15 protein-coding genes and 1 tRNA gene are annotated in these 15,118 nt (G+C 70.6%); 9 read left to right on the top strand and 7 right to left on the bottom strand.

Annotation, left to right across the window (positions count from 1 at the left end):
• The first annotated feature begins 92 nt into the window (after positions 1-92).
• Positions 93-1,370, top strand: a complete 1,278-nt coding sequence (gene serS / locus ACN6LB_RS01825; protein ID WP_356132143.1) for a serine--tRNA ligase — start codon at positions 93-95, stop codon at positions 1,368-1,370.
• The gene (locus ACN6LB_RS01820) at positions 1,367-2,176 is read left to right on the top strand and encodes an HAD family hydrolase (protein ID WP_356132140.1); all 810 of its coding nucleotides are present in this window, start codon (positions 1,367-1,369) and stop codon (positions 2,174-2,176) included. Before serS ends, ACN6LB_RS01820 begins: the two co-directional genes overlap by 4 nt.
• A 61-nt stretch (positions 2,177-2,237) precedes the next feature.
• On the opposite strand, the gene ACN6LB_RS01815 is transcribed toward ACN6LB_RS01820, so the two are convergent.
• From ACN6LB_RS01815 to ACN6LB_RS01790, 6 genes are all read right to left on the bottom strand, one after another.
• Positions 2,238-2,322, bottom strand: a tRNA-Ser gene (locus ACN6LB_RS01815).
• 280 nt (positions 2,323-2,602) lie between these two features.
• Entirely contained in the window at positions 2,603-2,842 is a 240-nt protein-coding gene (locus ACN6LB_RS01810; RefSeq protein ID WP_445024241.1) for an SGM_3592 family protein, read from the bottom strand.
• 129 nt (positions 2,843-2,971) lie between these two features.
• The gene (locus ACN6LB_RS01805) at positions 2,972-3,691 is read right to left on the bottom strand and encodes an ABC transporter permease (RefSeq protein ID WP_445024240.1); all 720 of its coding nucleotides are present in this window, start codon (positions 3,689-3,691) and stop codon (positions 2,972-2,974) included.
• 10 nt (positions 3,692-3,701) lie between these two features.
• On the bottom strand, positions 3,702-4,613 hold the full coding sequence (locus ACN6LB_RS01800) for an ABC transporter ATP-binding protein (protein WP_356132131.1): 912 nt from the start codon (positions 4,611-4,613) through the stop codon (positions 3,702-3,704).
• On the bottom strand, positions 4,610-5,515 hold the full coding sequence (locus ACN6LB_RS01795) for an ABC transporter permease (RefSeq protein ID WP_356132127.1): 906 nt from the start codon (positions 5,513-5,515) through the stop codon (positions 4,610-4,612). The genes ACN6LB_RS01800 and ACN6LB_RS01795 overlap by 4 nt, the downstream gene beginning before the upstream one ends.
• A complete protein-coding gene (locus tag ACN6LB_RS01790) occupies positions 5,505-6,485 on the bottom strand; it encodes an ABC transporter ATP-binding protein (protein ID WP_356132455.1) in 981 nt (326 codons plus the stop codon). Before ACN6LB_RS01790 ends, ACN6LB_RS01795 begins: the two co-directional genes overlap by 11 nt.
• A 270-nt stretch (positions 6,486-6,755) precedes the next feature.
• Here ACN6LB_RS01790 and ACN6LB_RS01785 point away from each other — a divergent pair, with 270 nt between their 5' ends.
• The 7 genes from ACN6LB_RS01785 (at position 6,756) to ACN6LB_RS01755 (ending at position 13,965) form a co-directional block, all read left to right on the top strand.
• On the top strand, positions 6,756-7,598 hold the full coding sequence (locus ACN6LB_RS01785; protein WP_356132124.1) for a M24 family metallopeptidase: 843 nt from the start codon (positions 6,756-6,758) through the stop codon (positions 7,596-7,598).
• Complete coding sequence (locus ACN6LB_RS01780; protein WP_445024239.1) at positions 7,595-9,349, top strand: SDR family oxidoreductase; 1,755 nt, start codon at positions 7,595-7,597, stop codon at positions 9,347-9,349. The genes ACN6LB_RS01785 and ACN6LB_RS01780 overlap by 4 nt, the downstream gene beginning before the upstream one ends.
• Positions 9,346-10,251: a metal-dependent hydrolase gene (locus tag ACN6LB_RS01775; protein ID WP_445024238.1), complete on the top strand. Its 906-nt coding sequence runs from the start codon at positions 9,346-9,348 to the stop codon at positions 10,249-10,251. The genes ACN6LB_RS01780 and ACN6LB_RS01775 overlap by 4 nt, the downstream gene beginning before the upstream one ends.
• Positions 10,252-10,304: 53 nt before the next feature.
• Entirely contained in the window at positions 10,305-11,249 is a 945-nt protein-coding gene (locus ACN6LB_RS01770; protein WP_445024237.1) for a MerR family transcriptional regulator, read from the top strand.
• 122 nt (positions 11,250-11,371) lie between these two features.
• The gene (locus ACN6LB_RS01765; protein WP_445024236.1) at positions 11,372-11,920 is read left to right on the top strand and encodes an RNA 2'-phosphotransferase; all 549 of its coding nucleotides are present in this window, start codon (positions 11,372-11,374) and stop codon (positions 11,918-11,920) included.
• A 93-nt stretch (positions 11,921-12,013) separates the two neighbouring features.
• Positions 12,014-12,916, top strand: a complete 903-nt coding sequence (locus tag ACN6LB_RS01760; protein WP_445024235.1) for an LLM class flavin-dependent oxidoreductase — start codon at positions 12,014-12,016, stop codon at positions 12,914-12,916.
• A 161-nt stretch (positions 12,917-13,077) separates the two neighbouring features.
• Positions 13,078-13,965 carry a Cof-type HAD-IIB family hydrolase gene (locus ACN6LB_RS01755; protein WP_356132106.1) on the top strand — a complete coding sequence of 296 codons (888 nt, stop codon included), beginning with the start codon at positions 13,078-13,080 and terminating at the stop codon, positions 13,963-13,965.
• 30 nt (positions 13,966-13,995) lie between these two features.
• On the opposite strand, the gene ACN6LB_RS01750 is transcribed toward ACN6LB_RS01755, so the two are convergent.
• Entirely contained in the window at positions 13,996-15,042 is a 1,047-nt protein-coding gene (locus tag ACN6LB_RS01750) for a peptidoglycan DD-metalloendopeptidase family protein (protein ID WP_445024234.1), read from the bottom strand.
• Positions 15,043-15,118: the final 76 nt, after the last annotated feature.

Below are 15,118 nucleotides of genomic sequence, written 5' to 3'. Positions count from 1 at the left end.
GCAAGTCTGGCATTTCGGTCAAAACGACACAGGAAGCGGCGTACTGCAATATCGAGTCGTGAGCCCGAACCGCACACCGGTAGCCTTGAGGGGTGATTGACCTTCGCCTGCTCCGTGAGGACCCCGACCGTGTTCGCGCCTCCCAGCGCGCCCGTGGAGAGGACGTCGCCCTCGTCGACTCCCTCCTCTCCGCCGACGAGCGGCGCAGGTCGTCCGGCGTCCGCTTCGACGAGCTCCGTTCCGAGCAGAAAGCGCTCGGCAAGCTGATCCCCAAGGCCTCCGGCGACGAGAAGGCCGAGCTGCTGAAGAAGGCGGGCCGGCTGGCCGCCGACGTCAAGGCGGCCGACGCCGCGCAGGGCGAGGCCGACGAGGAGACCAAGCGCCTCCTCCTCCAGCTCGGCAACCTCATCCACCCCGACGTCCCGGTCGGCGGCGAGGAGGACTTCGTCGTCCTGGAGACGCACGGCACCATCCGCGACTTCGGTGCCGAGGGCTTCGAGCCCAAGGATCACCTGGAGCTCGGCGAGGCGCTCGGCGCCATCGACGTCGAGCGCGGCGCCAAGGTGTCGGGCTCGCGCTTCTACTACCTGACGGGCGTCGGCGCGCTCCTGGAGCTCGCGCTCGTCAACGCGGCGATCGCGCAGGCCACCGAGGCCGGCTTCACGCCGATGCTGACCCCCGCGCTGGTCCGCCCGCGCGCCATGGAGGGCACCGGCTTCCTCGGCCAGGCCGCGGAGAACGTGTACCACCTGGAGAAGGACGACTACTACCTGGTCGGCACCTCCGAGGTCCCCCTCGCCGCGTACCACATGGACGAGATCCTCGACGCCGACAAGCTCCCGATGCGCTACGCCGGCTTCTCGCCGTGCTTCCGCCGCGAGGCCGGCACGTACGGCAAGGACACCCGCGGCATCTTCCGCGTGCACCAGTTCGACAAGGTCGAGATGTTCTCGTACGTCGACCCCGCGGACGCGGAGAACGAGCACAAGCGGCTCCTGGACTGGGAGAAGCAGTGGCTGACCGGCCTGGAGCTGCCCTTCCAGGTCATCGACGTGGCCTCGGGCGACCTCGGCGCGTCGGCCTCCCGCAAGTACGACTGCGAGGCGTGGATCCCGACCCAGGGCAAGTACCGCGAGCTGACCTCCGCCTCGAACTGCGACGGCTTCCAGGCCCGTCGGCTCTCCGTGCGGATGCGCGACGGCAAGAAGGTCCAGCCGCTCGCGACGCTCAACGGCACGCTGTGCGCCGTACCGCGCACGATCGTCGCGATCCTGGAGAACCACCAGCAGGCCGACGGCTCCGTGCGGGTGCCCGAGGTGCTGCGTCCGTATCTCGGGGGACGAGAGATCCTGGAGCCCGTGGCCAAGTGAGCAGCCCCGCTCCCTTCCCTTACAAGCTCGTCGCGACCGACCTCGACGGAACGCTGCTGCGCTCCGACGACAAGGTCTCGCAGCGCACGCGTGAGGCGCTCGCCGCGGCCACCGCGGCGGGCGCCGCGCACATCGTCGTCACCGGGCGCGCGGCGCCCTGGACCCGCCACATCCTCGACGACCTCGGCTACGAGGGCATCGCGGTCTGTGCTCAGGGCGCGCAGGTGTACGACGCCGGGGCGCACCGGCTGCTGACGTCGGTGACCCTGGACCGTCAGCTGGCGGGGGTGGCGCTGGCCAAGATCGAGGCGGAGGTCGGTCCGCTGTATCTGGCGGCGAGCCGTGACGGCCTGGACGGCGAGGTGCTGGTGGGTCCGGGATACGCGGTCACCGGCTCGCTCCCGTCGACGCCGTTCACGGACGCGTCCGACCTGTGGACCGCCCCGCTGAACAAGATCTACATACAGCATCCCGAGCTGTCCGACGACGAACTGGCCGAGGCGGCCCTCAGGGCCGCGGGCGGCTTCGTCGGCGTGGCCATGGCGGGCGCGGGCATCGTGGAGCTGCTCCCCCTCGGCCTCTCCAAGGCGACGGGACTGTCCCTGGCGGCACGCCGTCTGGGCGTGAAGGGCGCGGACACCATCGCCTTCGGCGACATGCCCAACGACATCCCGATGTTCGCCTGGTCGGCGCACGGAGTGGCGATGGCGGGCGCCCACGACGACCTCAAGGCAGTCGCGCACGAGGTGACGTCCTCGAACGACGAGGACGGCATCGCGGTGGTGCTGGAGCGGTTGCTCGGCTAGGACCTGTCCGGCCGGACGGGTCCGCCGCTGGTTGCTGTGCCCTTCGGGCGCAGACGTGGTGCGGAGGATGCGCGGATCGAACGCGCGCGGGGAAATCCCCGATCATGGCTTAGCGGGCCAGTGCCTTACCTCTCGGCCAATCCTCCGGGTGGGCGGTCCGCGCGAAGAACGCACGCTCGAAGCGACCGCCCCGGGCAACTCTCTGTGCGGAACGGACCCGCCGGAGGCGTAACTACTCCGGGGTCCGTCGCGAGCTGCCCTGTCGGGAGCTCGACGTACTGCTGCTGATGGGCATCGTCGCGCTCCTCTCCCAGCGGGTGGCGCCTGCCGAACCGGCGGCGTGGACAGAACTACTGTGCCCGTACGCCGAGTTGGGCGCCACCGAATAAACCGTGACAAGCCACGATGAACGGCGCCCGGAGGCGACTACCGCCGGCGCCATCTGCGCCGGCGCCCCTTGCTGAAGAACCAGCCCGCGGGCGGCTCGTCGGAGCGCCATGGCTCGGGGTCGGGTCCCCCGTCGCGCCAGCGGGCGGCGAGCATGCGGGCGCGGGCGGAGGGCTCGGACGTCTCCGCGGACCGTATGAAGTTCTCGTCCAGTACGACGTCGTCCCAGACGCCCCCGGACTCCGCCTGTCCTTCGCTCTTCGGTTCCTCGACCGCCATCCCCGCTGCCTCCTAGCCGCGCATCCCCTCGGCCCAGTGTGACCGGAGCCAGGTGAAGCCGATGTCAAGAAATCCAGCTCCACGCGCGCGTACCGGGTGACAGCGGGCACGCGCGCGTGGAGCACTGTTTCACTCCTCGCCGGCCAGGGTCAGCGTCCGCAGTTTCTGCCCCGCGTACCAGGTGGCGAGGACGGTGACCACGACGAGCAGTACCGTCGCCGTCGGCAGGCCCACCTCCGAGGTGACGAGGTCTCCGCCGGTGACCTTGTGGGCCACGGCGAGCGCCCACTGCTGGACGCTGAGGGTGCGTGCTCCGGCGACCAGCGACCCGAAGAGGGCTTCCCAGACCAGTGCGTAGACGAGTCCGAAGACCACCGCGTGCCGGGTCACGGTTCCCAGGAGCAGGAACATCGCCGCGTACGCGATCGAGGCGACCAGGGCGGCCACGGTGTAGGCGACGGCGATCTGCTGGCCGTTGCCGTTGAGGATCATGCCGGCGATGAAGGTCGGCACCGCGGAGAACGCCATGGTGACGGCGACCGCGACGATCAGCTTGGTGAAGATGATCGTGGGCCGCTTCAGGGGCTTGGCGAGCAGGTACACCACCGAGCCGTCGTCGATCTCGGGCCCGATCGCGCCGGTGCCCGCGATGACGCCGATGATCGGCACCATCGTGGCGAGCGCGAAGCCGCCGAGGACGTCGGAGGCGACCTGGTCGTCGGCGCCGGTCAGCAGGCGCACCACCGAGGCGATCACGATCAGCAGGACGGGCAGGGCGCCCAGGATGAGGGCCCGGCGGCGGCCGAGCAGGCCTCGGTAGGTGAGTCGGGCGACTGTGGGGTCGTACATGTTCGGCCTCCTACGCCGCGACGAGATACGAGAAGACGGATTCGAGCGACTCGTCGGACGGCGAGACCGTCAGCAGTCGGATGCCGTGGTCCTTGGCGACCCGGGGCAGCAGAACCGTGAACCGGCCGAAGTCGACCGCCTGGATGCGCAGCGCGCCCTCCGCGAGGTCCACCTCGATGCCGGATGTCGAGGGGTCGGCGATCAGCGCGGCGGCCAGGGCACGGTCGTCGCTGGAGCGCACCAGGTAGCGGTGCGGGCGGTCGGTCATCAGGCGGCGGATGCGCCGGAAGTCACCGCTCGCCGCGTGCCGTCCGGCGACGATCACCTCGATGTGCGCGGCGAGTTGCTCGACCTCTTCGAGGATGTGGGACGAGAACAGCACGGTGCGTCCCTCGTCGCCCATGCGCCGCAGCAGGTCCATGAGCTGCATGCGCTGGCGCGGGTCCATGCCGTTGAAGGGCTCGTCGAGCAGCAGCAGCGACGGGTCGTGGACGAGCGCGGAGGCCATTTTCACGCGCTGCCGCATGCCCTTGGAGTACGTGGAGATCTTGCGGTCCTGCGCGTACTCCATCTCGACCGTGGCGAGCGCCTTCTGGGCGGCCTTGTCGCCGAGGCCGTGCAACTCGGCGTTGGCGACGACGAATTCGCGGCCGGTGAGGAAGTCGTACATCGCCTCGCGCTCGGGGACGATGCCGATGTGCCGGTAGATCTCTTCGTTGCGCCAGGTCGGCCGGCCGTCGAGCGTGACGGAACCCGTGGAGGGGGCGAGGAAGCCGCCCATCATGTTGATGAGGGTGGACTTCCCGGCGCCGTTCGGGCCGAGCAGGCCGGTGACGCCCGGGCCGATCGTCATGGTGATGTCGTTGACGGCCACCACGTTGCCGAACCAGCGGGAGACATGGTCGATGTTCAGCGTGGTCACAGTCCGACCTTTCGGTAGCGGCGCATCAGGAGGCCGTAGCAGGCGGCGATGAGCCCCAGGACGACGACGAGGAAGACGACGCCCTGTCCGGAAGAGGGGCCTTCCGCTCCGGGGTAGGCGGAGGTCGCGCCGAGGAAGGCGGACTGCACCCCGTCGATGAGCGTGATGGGTGAGAACAGGCCGATCCAGGGGATGGCCGTGGTGCTGTTCTGCGAGTCTGCGATGGCCTGGAGGGTGGAGACGGCGCCGTAGGAGATGGTCAGGACGGCGATGACGGCCGCGATGCCGAAGCCGCGGCGGGGCGTGATCGCCGAGATGACCAGGCCGATGCCGGCGAAGAGCAGGGAGAGCAGTGCCACGGAGACCAGCCCCTGGGCGAATCCCTTCGTCTGGTCCGAGAAGTCGAGCTTGGCCAGCAGGGCCCCTACGTAGAGCACGAGTAGGGGAGCGGCCGTGAGGGCGAACAGCGCCGAGGCGAGGGCCGCGTACTTGGCGCGTACGTAGTCGGCGGTTTCGATAGGGCGTGAGAAGTACAGCGGCACGGTCTTGAAGCGCAGGTCCCGCGAGACGGACTGGGGTCCCTGCGAGGCGACGTAGAGGCTGATGACGGCCTGCATGACGACCGCGTAGCGCGTGTAGTCGAGGGGCAGGTCGTTGGCCTTGGTGGCGACGGCGACCGCGACCATGATGGCCGCGGGCACGCACATCACCACGAAGAGCAGCATCGGCAGCACCTTGGACTTGACCGAGCGGCCGAGGCCGTAGGCGCCGCGCAGGGACTGCGAGTACAGCGAGCGGCGGGCGTAGGCGCGGCCGAGACGGGGGCCGTCGTAGTTGCGGTAGCCGATGTTGTGGATCCGGGTCTGGTCACCGCGCTGGGTGAGGGGCTGCTCAACCGCCATGGCCGACCGCCTCCTTTCGCTGCTCGTCCTGCGCTCGTTGTGCGTCGCTCTCGGCGAAGACCTCCGCGATGTGGTGCCTGCGCTGTTCCATCCGGACCAGGCCGAGGCCGAGGTCGGCGACGACGTCGCGGACGAGGTCGTACGTCTCCTCGCCCTCCGCGGTCAGCAGCAGGATGTGGCCGGCGCCCGGCAGTCCGCTGCCGTCGTGCGTCTCGATCCCGCGCGCGTGCAGCACCTCGCGCACCGCGCGGGTGCCGTCCGGGTGTTCGTCGGTGTCGGTGACCTCTAGGGCGAGGGTCGCCGTGGACTGCGTGAAGTCCGTGGTGGAGCTGGAGCGCAGAAGTTTGCCGCCGTCGATGACGACGACGTGGTCGCAGGTCCGCTCCAGCTCGCCGAGGAGATGGGAGGTGACCAGGACCGAGATGCCGAAGTCGGTGTGCACGCGGCGGATCAGGCCGAGCATCTCGTCGCGGCCGACGGGGTCGAGGCCGTTGGTCGGCTCGTCGAGGAAGACGACCTGGGGGTCGTGGACGAGGGCCTGCGCGAGCTTGACGCGCTGCTTCATGCCCGTCGAGTAGCCGCCGATGGGGCGGTAGCGCTCCTCGTACAGGCCGACGTGGCGCAGGGTGTCCGCGGTGCGCTCGCGGGCGGCGGCCGGGGGCAGCCCGGACATCCGCGCCATGTGCACGACGAACTCGGTCGCCGAGACGTCGGGCGGCAGGCAGTCGTGCTCCGGCATGTACCCGACCCGCTCGCGGATCTCGCCACCCCTGGTGGCGACGTCGAGGCCGAGCACTTCGGCACGGCCCTCGGTGGCGGGGGACAGACCCAGCAGAATCTTGATCAGTGTGGACTTGCCGGCTCCATTGGCTCCGACGAGTCCGGTCACACCGGGCCCGACGTCCACGGAGAGCCGGTCAAGAGCGGTCACCCTCGGGAACCGCTTGCTCAGGCTTTCGGTCGCGATCACAGTCACGTCCACGACGCTAGTGGCGCACGCCACAGCAGTCGTCAACCCGTGGAGCTGTATCGGCATCACTCTCCAGTCGTACGGGCCCGTAGGGGTCCCCCTCAGGTCGAACACGCCCGGGGTTTTCCACAGGCAGCCGCATGCCTATTGACGCAGCCTCTAACAATTGTCACATTCATCAGTGTCAAGTTACGGGCGCGTAGCGCACACGCCGGGTACGGCCGGACAGGCGACGGGCACGGTACGGACGGACATGGGACGGACGGTGGCATGACTACTGCTGTGGCAGGTGAACTCTCCACGGAGCTGCGGGGGTTCCGGGAAGTGCAGCGCCTCGCGTACGAATGCGCGGAGGCCGTCGCGGCGCAGCTGAAGCCCGGCGTGACCGAGCGCGAGGCGGCGCGCATGCAGCGCGTGTGGCTGCGTGAGCGCGGGGTGCGGGACTGGTTCCACCTGCCGTTCGCCTGGTTCGGTGACCGCACGGCGTTCGTGAACTTCCGGATACCGCTGCAGTTCTTTCCCACCGACCGGCGGCTGGAGCCCGGGATGCCGTTCATCCTGGACATGGCGCCGGTCCACAGGGGATACACGGCGGACATCGGCTACTCCGGCTCGCTGGGCATCAACCCCGTGCAGGACAGACTGCTCGCCGACCTGGAGGCGCACCGGGAGCTGCTCCTGCGCGAGGTGCGCGAGCGGCGCCCGCTGCGGGAGATCTACGAGGACGTGGACCGGCTCATGGTCCGCCAGGGCTATGCGAACCGGCATCGCGCCTACCCCTTCGGGGTGATCGCCCACAAGGTCGGCCGGGTCAAGGAGCGTTCCTGGTCGCCGCATCTGTTCGGGTTCGGCACGCAGTCCCTCAAGGGGCTGGCGAGCGACGCGGTCCACGGGCACCGCGACGGCTGGTCGCCGCTGTGGTCGCCGTACAGGTTCTCCGACCATCCGCCCCGGCCCGGGCTGTGGGCGGTCGAGCCGCATCTCGGATTCCGGGGTACGGGCGCGAAGTTCGAGGAGCTCCTGGTCGTCACCGACTCCCGGGACCCGGAGCAGAGCGCTTTCTGGCTGGACGACGATCTGCCGCACGTGCGGCGCTGGGCGGAGGACAAGTGAGTCTCACGGGGGCGCGCGAGCGCTGGGTGCGGACGGGCGGAGTCGAGCTGTGCGTCGCCGAGTTGGGCGACGACACACAGCCCACCGTGGTGCTCGTGCACGGTTATCCGGACAGCAAGGAAGTGTGGTCCGAGGTCGCACCGCGCCTCGCCGAGCACTTCCATGTCGTGCTGTACGACGTGCGTGGGCACGGCAGGTCCACGGCGCCGCAACCGCTGCGCGGCGGCTTCACGCTGGAGAAGCTGACGGACGACTTCCTGGCGGTCGTGGATGCGGTCAGCCCGGACCGGCCGGTGCATCTGGTGGGCCACGACTGGGGTTCGGTGCAGTCGTGGGAGTTCGTCACTGTCGAGCGCACCGAGGGCCGGATCGCGTCCTTCACCTCGATGTCCGGACCGTCCCTCGACCATTTCGGCCACTGGATCAAGGAGCGCGTGAAGCGGCCCACTCCGCGCAGGATCGGTCAACTACTCGGCCAGGGCGCCAAGTCCTGGTACGTGTACCTGCTGCACACGCCCGCGCTGCCCGAGCTGGCCTGGCGCGGCCCCCTCGGCAAGCGCTGGCCGAAGATCCTGGAGCGCGTCGAGAAGGTGCCCGCGGGCGACTACCCGACCCGGTCGCTGGCCTCGGACGCCGCGCACGGCGCCTGGCTGTACCGCGACAACGTCAGGGCGCGCCTGAGCCAACCGCGCGCCGACGCGTACGCCCACGCGCCCGTGCAGCTCATCACGCCCCTCGGCGACGCCTTCCTTTCCGAGCGGCTCTACGACGGCCTGGAGGAGTGGGTCCCGCAGCTGGTTCGCCGCACGCTCCCGGCCAAGCACTGGATCCCGCGTACCCGCCCCGACCAACTGGCGGCCTGGATCACGGAGTTCGTGCACGCCAACGAGGGCCGCAGGCCGCTGCCGACGGTGAGCGGCAAGTACGCCGACCGGTTCGGCGGGCAGCTCGTGCTGGTCACCGGCGCGGGCAGCGGCATCGGGCGGGCCACCGCCTTCGCGTTCGCCGAGGCCGGCGCGCGCGTGGTCGCCGTGGACCGCGACGCGGAGGGTGCCGCCCGCACGGCCGAGCTGGCACGGCTGATCGGCTCCCCGGAGGCCTGGGCGGAGACCGTCGACGTCTCCGACGAGCAGGCCATGGAGGAGCTCGCCGAGAAGGTCGCCGCCGAGTACGGCGTGGTGGACGTACTGGTGAACAACGCCGGGATCGGCCTGTCCGGGTCCTTCTTCGACACCACCGCGCAGGACTGGAAGAAGGTCCTCGACGTCAACCTGTGGGGCGTGATCCACGGTTGCCGTCTCTTCGGCAAGCAGATGGCGGAGCGCGGACAGGGCGGCCATATCGTCAACACGGCGTCGGCGGCGGCGTACCAGCCGTCCAAGGCGCTTCCCGCGTACAGCACCTCCAAGGCGGCGGTGCTGATGCTCAGCGAGTGCCTGCGCGCGGAGCTGGCCGGCCAGGGCATCGGTGTCTCGGCGATCTGCCCCGGCTTCGTGAACACCAACATCACCTCGACCGCGCACTTCGCAGGGGTCGACGCCGACGAGGAGAAGCGGCGCCAGAAGAAGTCCGCCAAGCTGTACGGGCTGCGCAACTACCCGCCGGAGAAGGTCGCCGACGCGATCCTGCGCGCCGTCGTCCGCAACCAGGCGGTCGTGCCGGTCACCCCGGAGGCGCGCGGCGCCCGTCTCATGTCCCGCTTCGCGCCCGGGACGCTGCGCGCGATCGCCCGGATGGAGCCGCCGCTGTGAGCGACGAACAGCACACGATCGCCCCGCGCCGGGTCTCCTTCGACTGGGAGCGGACCCCGCTGCACTGGATCCCGGGCGAGCCCACCGCCACCCATGTCATCAACGTGCTGCATCTGCTGCTGCCGGCGGGCGAACGGTGGTTCGTGAAGGTCTTCAAGGAAGGGCTGCCGCTGGTCACGGACCCCGAACTCCTCGCGGACGTCAAGGGTTTCATGGGGCAGGAGGCCACGCACAGCGTGCAGCACTCCTACGTCCTCGACCACCTGGCCGCGCAGCACCTGGACACCACGGACTTCACGAAGTACGTCGACTTCCTCTTCGAGAAGCTGCTCGGCGAGAAGCCTCCTCCGGGGCTTCCGATACCGGCTCCGGAGTGGCTGCGCTTCCGGCTCGCGGTGGTCGCCGCGATCGAGCAGTTCACGGCGGTCCTCGGCGACTGGGTGCTGGCCGCCGAGGCGCTCGACCGCGCCGGCTGCGACGAGGTCATGCTCGATCTGCTGCGCTGGCACGGCGCCGAGGAGGTCGAACACCGCGCGGTCGCCTTCGACATGTACCAGCACTGCGGCGGCGAAGGCCTGCCCCGGTACGCGCGCCGGGTGGCGGGCATGGCGGTCACCGCGCCGGTGCTGTTCTACCTGTGGGCGTGGGGCGCCGCCTATCTCATACGGCACGACCCGAAGCTCGCCGGGCGCCTGCGCTACTCACTGGCCGCACACAACAGAGCCGTACGAAAAGGGTTGTTGCCCACCTGGAGGGAGCTCGGCGCGGCCATGCCCCGGTATCTGCGGCGGTCGTACCATCCCTCGCAGGAGGGCTCGCTGCGCAGGGCCGTCGCGTATCTGGCGCAGTCTCCGGCGGCGCGGACCGCGGCGGGGGCGATCGGACGCACGGCCATCGCGTGACACCTTCGGGCGCCTCGAAACGGCACGGCAGGGCGGGGAAGGGCGGGCAGCGGATGAACGACGAGTCGGCCGGCGGCGCGTACCGGATCGAGGATCTGGCGCACCGCAGCGGCGCCACGGTCCGCACGATCCGCGCCTACCAGGACCGCGGGTTGCTCCCCCGCCCCGAGCGGCGCGGCCGCGCCAACGTGTACGCGGACGCGCATCTGGCCCGGCTGCGACAGATCGCCGACCTCCTCGACCGCGGCTACACGCTGGCCTCCATCAAGGAACTCCTGGAAGCCTGGGACGCGGGCCGGGGCCTCGGCGGGATCCTCGGCCTGGTCGCGGAGATCCACGGGCCGTGGACCGACGAGAAGGCCGTCCGCATCTCGCGCGCCGAGCTGGACGAGTTGTTCGGCGGCAGGCCGGACGACGCGGCCGTGGCCGACGCCGTGGAGCTCGGCGTGCTGGAGCGCGTCGCGGACCGGACCGACGCGTACGTGGTGCCCAGCCCCCAAGAGCTGTCCGTGGCCGTCGAGTTGCACGAAGCCGGGGTCCCGCTGTCCGCGATCGCTGGCCATCTGCGGGAGTTGAGGGGTCAGGTCGAGCACATCGCCTCGCGTTTCCTGGAGTTCACGACCGAGCACGTGTTCGCGCGCTATCTGGGCGAGCACCCGCCGACCGACGCGGAAGCGGCCGAGGCGGCCTCCCTCGTACGACGTCTGCGCCCGCTGGCGCAGCAGACGGTGGACGCCGAACTCGCCCGGGCCATGCAGTTGTTCGCCACCCGGCACCTGCGCCGCCACCTCGGTGCTGAGTCGGCCCAGCCGGATGGAGAGGACACGCGAACACTGGAGATCCCGGCCACCACAATGCGGGCTGTGCAGAGCCTGGTTGGCGCGGAGGGTGTCGCCGCGTTCGTCGCCGCGGCCGCCGAACGGGAGGTGCAGGCCAGGACCTTGGACCACCTCGCTTCAAATCATGCCAAAACGAACAAACTTGACGAACTGCCCTAATCTGCAGATCAGTTGTCCACAGAATCGCCAATTCCCCTGTGGATAACCACACTTGGCTGTGGATCAAACCTTCGCTCCAAAATCAAATGCGTGAGCAGCGTCTCTCCAGGCACTCTGAGGAGATGGATGAAAGACGCACCGTAAAGGTGTCGAAGTACCTCTCGAAGCATCTGCGACATCAGCCCGAGCGCATCGGGCTCGCGCTCGACGAGGGCGGCTGGGTCGAGATCGACACACTGATCGCCGCGGCCGCCGCGCACGGGTTCCACTTCACGCGCGCCGAGCTCGACCACGTGGTCACCGCGAACGACAAGCAGCGTTTCGCCGTCGAAGGCGCCCGGATCCGCGCCAGCCAGGGCCACTCCGTCGACATCGACCTCGGCCTGCCCCCGGCCACCCCGCCCGCGTACCTCTACCACGGCACGGTGCCCCGCAGCCTCGACGCGATCCGCGCCGAGGGTTTGCTCCCCATGAACCGGCATGCCGTGCACCTCTCCCCGGACCGCGAGACCGCCACCCGCGTCGGCGCCCGCCGCGGCCGCCCCGTCGTCCTGTCCGTCGACACCGGCGCCATGCACCGTGACGGCCACGTCTTCCACGTCAGCGCGAACGGGGTCTGGCTCACCGAGGCCGTACCCCCGCGCTACCTGCGCTTTCCCGATCCGCGCTGACCGGCCGCCGCGACACCGCTGCGCGGCGCGGGCGTGGCCCCGCACCGGGGCACGGCGCGGCAGCACCCCCCGCCGCCGCTTAGGCTCAGTGGCATGAGTCTGCGTCTGAGCACCGTGATCCTGCCGTACGTCCGCTGGCACGAGGGCGGTCGTTCCACCTGGCAGCGTGCCGAGCAGCTCGGCTTCCACACCGCGTTCACCTACGACCACCTGTCGTGGCGGACCTTCCGGGACGGGCCGTGGTTCGGCGCCGTACCGACCCTGACCGCCGCGGCCGCCGTCACCGACCACCTGCGCCTCGGCACCCTCGTGACCTCGCCGAACTTCCGGCATCCCGTGACCCTCGCCAAGGACCTGATCTCCCTCGACGACATCTCCGGCGGCCGGATCACCCTGGGCGTCGGCGCGGGCGGCACCGGCTTCGACACCACCGCGCTCGGCCAGGAGCCCTGGACGCCGCGCGAGCGCGCCGACCGCCTCGCCGAGTTCGTCCCGCTGCTCGACCGCCTGCTCACAGAGGACTCCGTCTCCTACGGCGGCGACTTCTACTCGGCGCACGAGGCCCGCAACATCCCCGGCTGCGTCCAGCGCCCCCGGCTGCCCTTCGCGGTGGCCGCCACCGGACCGCGCGGACTGAAACTCGCCGCGCAGTACGGACAGGCGTGGGTGACCACCGGCGACCCCCGGCTGTACGAAACGGGGACTCCTGAACAGTCGATTCAAGCCATTCGTGGACAGGCCGAGAAGCTGGCCGACGCGTGCGCCGCGATCGGCCGCGACACGAAGGAACTCGACAAGATCCTCCTCACCGGCTTCACCCCGGACCGCGGCCGTCCGCTGGAGTCCCTCGATGCGTTTGTCGACTTCGCGGGCCGCCACGCGGAGCTCGGCTTCACCGACATCGTGATCCACTGGCCCATCCCCGACTCGGACTTCGCCGCGGACGAGAAGGTCTTCGAGCGCATCGCCATGGAAGCCACCGCCCAACTCGGCTGAGCGCGCCGCCGACTCGGCGCAGGGCCCCGCGGGCTGAGCCGAGAGCCCGGTCGGCCGGGCGGAGAAACCCGGTCGACCGACCGGGAAACGCGGTGTGCGACCGCGCAGGTGAGGACGGTAACCACTCACCTGTGCGGACCGCCGCACGCCCGTGCGCGCATATGCGGGAGAATGGCGGGGTGACCTCAGCGACTCGACGGCCCGAGATCCCGGCCTCCACCGTTCCTCCCCGGCTGATCGCCACGGACCTCGACGGCACCTTGCTGCGCGACGACAAGTCCGTCTCCCCGCGCACGGTCGCCGCACTCGCGGCCGCCGAGCAGGCCGGCATCGAGGTCTTCTTCGTCACCGGCCGCCCGGCCCGCTGGATGGACGTGGTCGCCGACCATGTCCACGGCCACGGCCTGGCGATCTGCGGCAACGGCGCCGCCGTGGTGGACCTGCACGGCGGCCCCGGCGGCCACCGCTTCGTGAAGGTCCGGGAACTGGCACCCGCCATCGCGCTCGACGTGGCCCAGACGCTGCGTGCCGCCGCGCCCGGCACCGCCTTCGCCGTCGAGCGCACCTACGGCCTCCACCTGGAGCCGACGTACCCGTCGCTGCACATGGAGCCCCCGGAGCAGTTCGCACCCGCCGAGAAGCTCCTCGCCGAGGACTCCCTCGACGCCGACCAGCCGGTGCTCAAGCTGCTCGCCTATCACGCGGAGCTCGCCCCGGACGACTTCCTCGCGCTCGCCCGCGACGCCGTCGGCGACCTCGCCTCCATCACCCGGTCGAGCCCCAGCGCCCTCCTGGAGATCAGCGGCCCCGGTGTCTCCAAGGCCAGCACGCTCGCGCTGTGCTGCGCCGAGCGCGGCATCGCCCCCGAGGAGGTCGTGGCCTTCGGGGACATGCCGAACGACGTCGAGATGCTCACCTGGGCGGGCGCGTCGTACGCGATGGGCAACGCGCACCCCGCCGTGATCGCGGCGGCCTCCGGACGCACCGTCGCCAACAACGACGACGGAGTGGCGGTCGTGATCGAGCGGCTCATCGCCGAGCGGCTGTAGCCGCCCGGACCGCGGCCGGACCGCGGTCGCCTACAGCGGGACCCCGTGCTCGGCCAGCCACGGCACGGGGTCGACGCCCGAGCCCAGTTCCGGCGTGAGCCGTACCTCGAAGTGCAGGTGCGGCCCGGTCGAGTTGCCGGTCGTTCCCGACTGTCCGATCCACTGCCCGGGCCCCACCCGCTCCCCCTGGTCGACGGTGACGGCGGCGAGATGCGCGTACTGCGTGTAGTAGCCGCCCTCGTGCCGGATCACGATCTCGATGCCGAAGGCACCGCCGCAGGAAACCTTCACCACACGGCCCGCGCCGACCGCCCGCACCGGCGTGCCGATGGGTACCGCGAAGTCCTGCCCGGTGTGCCGGTGCGCCCAGCGCTCGCCCCCGCTGCCGAAGCCCGCGGAGAGTTCGTACGTCTCCACCGGCGCGACCCACGCGCGCGTGGAGCCCGCATCGGGCTGGTCCAGACGTACGGAGCCACGGCACGAGCCCGCCGCCACGGAGGCGTCCGCCCGGCCCTGGAGCGCCGACCGCGCCTCGTCGAGCTTGGCTGCGACGGTCCGCTTGATCTCGGCCAGTTCGCCGCTGCGCTTCTCCAGCGCCTGCCACTGCGACGCGGCCTTCGCCTCGTCGGTGGCGAGTCTGGCCTCGGCCCGGCGGCTCTTGGCGACCGCGTTGTTCACCGCCAGATCCGCCTGCCACACGGCGCGCTGACCGCGCATCAGCTCCTCGGGGCTGTCCGCGAGCAGCAGCTGCGCCGTGTACGGCAGGTCGCCGCCCTGCCGGTACTGGGTGCGCGCGATCCGGCCGAGGTCCTCGTGCAGCACCGCGATGTCCTGCCGTTCGCGCGCCAGAAGCTGTTCGAGGCGTTGCGCCCTGGCCCGCTGTGCGTCGGCTTCCTTCCGGCCCGCCTCGTACTGCTGCGCCGCGAGGGAGGCGTCCTCGTACAGCCGCGCCACCTGGGCGCTGAGGCCGGAGTCGTCGCCCGACTCGCCCTCGGCGTCCGCGGGCCGGGTCACGGCCACCACGAGCGCGCACAGCAGCGCCGGCACGAGCAGGGGATGGCGGCGAAGTGAGCGCATGTCAGCGATCGTGTCCTGCGTCCGGGGCCGCGGTCCTGTTCAAGTCGTACGCCTGGGGGACACGACGCCCCTGTTC

Source organism: Streptomyces sp. SAS_270, from assembly GCF_052543295.1.
The sequence above is the reverse complement of the archived record's forward strand: the minus strand, read 5'-3'. Positions and strand labels throughout refer to the sequence as shown.

Bases quoted from the DNA above. Each gene is read 5' to 3' on its own strand.
- ACN6LB_RS01760 (WP_445024235.1), top strand. From the start codon at position 12,014: ATGAGTCTGCGTCTGAGCACCGTGATCCTGCCGTACGTCCGCTGGCAC.
- ACN6LB_RS01750 (WP_445024234.1), bottom strand. From the start codon at position 15,042: ATGCGCTCACTTCGCCGCCATCCCCTGCTCGTGCCGGCGCTGCTGTGC.
- ACN6LB_RS01810 (WP_445024241.1), bottom strand. From the start codon at position 2,842: ATGGCGGTCGAGGAACCGAAGAGCGAAGGACAGGCGGAGTCCGGGGGC.
- ACN6LB_RS01755 (WP_356132106.1), top strand. From the start codon at position 13,078: ATGCGGGAGAATGGCGGGGTGACCTCAGCGACTCGACGGCCCGAGATC.
- ACN6LB_RS01770 (WP_445024237.1), top strand. From the start codon at position 10,305: ATGAACGACGAGTCGGCCGGCGGCGCGTACCGGATCGAGGATCTGGCG.
- ACN6LB_RS01785 (WP_356132124.1), top strand. From the start codon at position 6,756: ATGACTACTGCTGTGGCAGGTGAACTCTCCACGGAGCTGCGGGGGTTC.
- ACN6LB_RS01805 (WP_445024240.1), bottom strand. From the start codon at position 3,691: ATGTACGACCCCACAGTCGCCCGACTCACCTACCGAGGCCTGCTCGGC.
- ACN6LB_RS01765 (WP_445024236.1), top strand. From the start codon at position 11,372: ATGGATGAAAGACGCACCGTAAAGGTGTCGAAGTACCTCTCGAAGCAT.
- ACN6LB_RS01795 (WP_356132127.1), bottom strand. From the start codon at position 5,515: ATGGCGGTTGAGCAGCCCCTCACCCAGCGCGGTGACCAGACCCGGATC.